Annotated in this window: 1 protein-coding gene; it reads right to left on the bottom strand. The window is 71.9% G+C overall.

Annotation, left to right across the window (positions count from 1 at the left end):
• On the bottom strand, nucleotides 1-4,206 hold a 4,206-nt coding region (locus ACTMVF_RS42325; RefSeq protein WP_441276418.1), incomplete at both ends, for a non-ribosomal peptide synthetase.

Genomic DNA, 4,206 nt, shown 5'->3' with positions numbered 1-4,206 from the left:
ATCGCCTCCAGCACCCGCCGGTACATCGACCCCAGCCGCCGCAGGTTCTCCCGGCTGATCACGTCCGACGTGGAGCCGAGGTTGAAGTTGCCCTTGGTCGGGATGACGTTCATCGCGAACTCGTTGATGCCGTCGTTCAGGCCCTGGGCGGTGTCGACCGTGTCGGTGTCGACGTGGTGGAAGTCGAGGTACTCGAAGAGCACGGAGATGAGGTGCCGGGCGTTGCCGGCGTCCCGCTGGACGGCGGGGAGGGGGTAGCGGCGGTGGGCCCAGATCTCGGTCTCCTGGGCGTAGACCCGCTCCACCCACTCCCGCCAGCTGCCCGAGACGGGCCGAGTGGCCGGGAAAGGAAGGGTGTTGAGGTGCATGCCCAGCACCCGGTCCGCGCCCGGCGCCTCCAGACGCCCGTGGTAGACGACACCCGCGTGGAAGGCCGCATCGGGCGTCAGCGCCGACAGCACCTTCAGATGCGCCGCCAGCAGCACACTCTTCAGCGAGGTACCGGCCGTCCGCGCCAGCTCCCGCAGGCGCCCCTCCAGGTCCGCGAACGGGACCTGCAGGCCGTGCCGATCCTGGGCGTTGCCCTCCGGGTCACCCCAGGTCTCGGGCAGCCGGAAGGAGGCGTACCCGTCCGTGACTCCTCGCCAGAAGGACTGATCCTCCTCGCTCGCCACGGACGCCAGCTCGGCCGCGATGAAGTCCGCGTACCGGACGGAGGGGGCCAGGTACTCGGGCTCCTCCCCACCGTCGCGCAGGCGCCGGTAGCACTCGACGATCTCCATCATCAGGGCGTTGTAGCTCCAGCCCTCGGACACGGCGTGGTGGTACGTGAAGTTGAGCCGCCAGGCGTCGTCGGTCTCCAGGAGGGCCGACACGTTCATCAGGGGGGCGGTCGTCAGCTCGAAGACGACGGCGTGCTCCTGGGCCACGTACGCCGCCTTGCGCCGCTCCTGCTCCGCCGTGTCCAGGCCGCGCAGGTCGCGCAGGGCCACGGGGAAGTCGGCGGTGGCATGGACGAGCTGCAGCGGCTGGGAGTAGCCGGACAGGTGCATCGAGGTGCGCAGGATGTCGTGGCGGGCGACGACCGTGTCGACGGCCTTCTGGAGCGCGGCGAGCGAGAACGGCCTGTCGTCGCGGATCCGGAACGAGTTGAGGTTGTGGTAGACGGCCCGTCCGTCGGGGCCGGCGGCCATGGTCTCGGCGAGCATGCCGGTCTGGATCTGCGACAGCGGGTACGCGTCCACGACGCCCGCGGGCAGCAGGGCCCGGTCCTCGTCCGCGATCAGCGCGAACGGGGCCACGGCGGTGACGAGGGAGGTGCCCCCGCCCTGTCCCGCGAGGTGGGTGCCGAGCGCGGCGACGGTGCGGTGCTCGAAGACATCCTGGACGGACACGTCGAACCCGGCCGCGCGCAGCGCCCCGGCCAGGCGTACGGCCCGCAGTGAGTCGCCGCCCAGGTCGAAGAAGCCGTCCTCCACGCTGACCCGGTCCAGGCCGAGGACCTCGCCCCAGACGGAGGCGAGCCGTTCCTCGGCGGGGGTGCGGGGCGCGACGTACCGGCCGGTGTCGAAGGCGTCGCGGTCCGGGGCGGGCAGGGCCCGGTAGTCGATCTTGCCGTTGGCCATCAGCGGGACGGTGTCCAGCGTGACGAAGGCGGCCGGGATCATGTAGTCGGGCAGGGCGGCGGCCAGGTGCTCACGCAGGAGGCCGGAGTCGAGGCGGTCGGCGGAGCCGGAGTCGGGTGCGCCGTCCTGGCCGGCCGGGACGACGTACGCCGCGAGGGACTGCCCGCCGGCCCGGTCCTCGCGGGCGACGACCACGGTGTCGGCGACGGCCGGGTGCTCGCGCAACGCCGCCTCGATCTCGCCCAGTTCGATGCGGTAGCCGCGGACCTTGACCTGGCTGTCGATCCGGCCGAGGAACTCCAGCCGTCCGTCGGGCAGGCGGCGGCCCAGGTCGCCGGTGCGGTACAGCCGCGAGCCCGCGGGCCCGAACGGGTCGGGCACGAAGCGTTCCGCGGTCAGCGCGGGCCGGCCGAGGTAGCCGCGGGCCAGACCCGGGCCGCCGACGTACAGCTCGCCGGGCACTCCGACGGGCACGAGACGACCGTGCGGGTCCAGGAGGTGGACGCGCAGGTCAGTGAGGTGGTGGCCGAGGACGCTGCGCGCCGGGTGGCGGAAGTCGTCGGCGTCCACGCGGTGGAAGGTGCAGTGCACGGTGATCTCGGTGGGGCCGTACAGGTTGACGAGCATGGGCTCGTCCAGGCCCAACCGGTCGACCCACGGCAGCAGTTCGGCCGGGTCGAGGCGTTCGCCGCCGAAGACCACGGCCCGCAGGGCGAGCCGGTCGATGCGCTCGTCGCCCTCGCCGGCCAGCGCGGCGAGCGGGCGGAACGCCGACGGGATCCGGCACACGACGGTCACCCGCTGCTCCACCAGCAGGTCGAGGAACTCCTCCGGCGACCGGCCGACCTCCGTGGGCACGATCACGACCCGGCCACCGTGCAGCAGCGCGCCCCACATCTCCCACACGGAGAAGTCGAAGGCGTACGAGTGGGCCTGCGTGCACACGTCGTCGCTGCTGAAGCGCATCTGCTCGGCGATGGCCGTGAACATGCGCAGCACGTTGGCGTGGCTCAGCCCCACGCCCTTCGGCTTGCCCGTCGAACCGGACGTGTAGATGACGTACATCAGGTCGTCCGGCGTACCGGCGAGGGCGGGCGCGGTGGCCGGGTGTGCCGCGAGGGCGGCCCGGTCGGTGTCGCCGTCCAGGAGTACGACGGGGCCGTCGTGGATTCCGGCGAAGGCGGCGATGTGCTCGGTCCTGGTGATCAGCAGGGGCGCCCCCGCGTCGTCGAGGACGTACGCGAGCCGGTCGACGGGGTTGGTCGGGTCCAGCGGCAGGTAGGCGGCCCCCGACTTGAGCACGCCGAGCAGCGTCGGTATGAGGTCGATGTCCCGCTCCAGCGAGACGCCGACCAGGGTGCCGGGGCCGGCGCCGAGGCCGATCAGGTGGTGGGCGAGCCGGTTGGCCCGCTCGTCCAGCTCGGCATAGGTGAGGTGCAGGTCGCCGCAGGTCACGGCCACTGCGTCGGGGGTCGCGGCGACATGTGTGGCGAAGACGTCCGGCACACGGTGGTGGACCGGCACTTCGACGGTGGTGTTCCAGTCGACGAGCAGCCGGGTCAGTTCCTCCTCCGGCAGGCAGGGGTCGCCGGCGTCCCCGTGCGGGTCTGCGGCCATGGCCTCCAGGACCCGCCGGTAGCGGTCCGCCAGGCGCCGCAGGGTGTCCCGGCCGAACACATGTGTGCCGGCACCGAGGGTGATCCGCCCACCGGACGCCACCACGCTGAGCTCGAACTCGTTCGTGCCGTCACCCAGCCCGCCGTCGACGTCGACGGCGTCGCGGTCGACCTGGTGGAAGTTCTGGTGGTCGAAGAGGGTGGTGATCAGGCGCTGTGTCTCGCCCGAGTCCCGCTGGATGGCGGGCAGGGGGTAGCGGCGGTGCGCCCAGATGTCCGTCTCCTGCGCGAACACCCGCTGCACCAGTTCCTGCCAGGTGCCGGTGGGCCGGGTCGCCGGGAACGGCAGCGTGTTGAGGTGCATGCCCAGGACGCGCTCCGCATCCGGGGCCTCAAGACGGCCGTGGTAGACGACACCCGTGTGGAAGGCGTCCTCCGTCGTCACCGTCGACAACACCTTCAGATGCGCCGCCAACAGCACACTCTTCAGCGAGGCCCCGGCTCGTTCCGCCAGGCGCTGGAGGCTGTCCTCCAGGTCGGCGTACGGCGCCTGCGCCCAGTGGAAGTCCTCCGGGGTGCCGTCGGTGTCGGCCCAGGCGGCCGGGAGACGCAGCGGGGTGTGGGTGCCGACCACGTCCTGCCAGAAGGAACGGTCGTCCGCGCTCGCCAGGGAGGCGAGTTCGGCGGCGATGTAGTCGGCATAGCGCACGGACGGGGCCGCGTACGGCGCGACCTCGCCACCGTCCTTCAACTGGCCGTAGACGTCAAGGAGTTCCATCAGGAACGTGTTCAGCGTCCAGCCCTCGGTCACCGCATGACAGTGACTGACCGTCAGCCGCCAGGCGTCATCCGACTCCACATGCGCGCAGAACCGCAGCAGCGGCGCGGCACTCAGCTCGAAGCCACGCGCCCGCTCACGGGCCGCATACTCCTCCCCCGCCACGACGACATCCCGCCCACGCAGA

Source organism: Streptomyces sp. SD31 (assembly GCF_052068475.1).
Classification (GTDB): Bacteria; Actinomycetota; Actinomycetes; order Streptomycetales; family Streptomycetaceae; genus Streptomyces.
The sequence above is the reverse complement of the archived record's forward strand: the minus strand, read 5'-3'. Positions and strand labels throughout refer to the sequence as shown.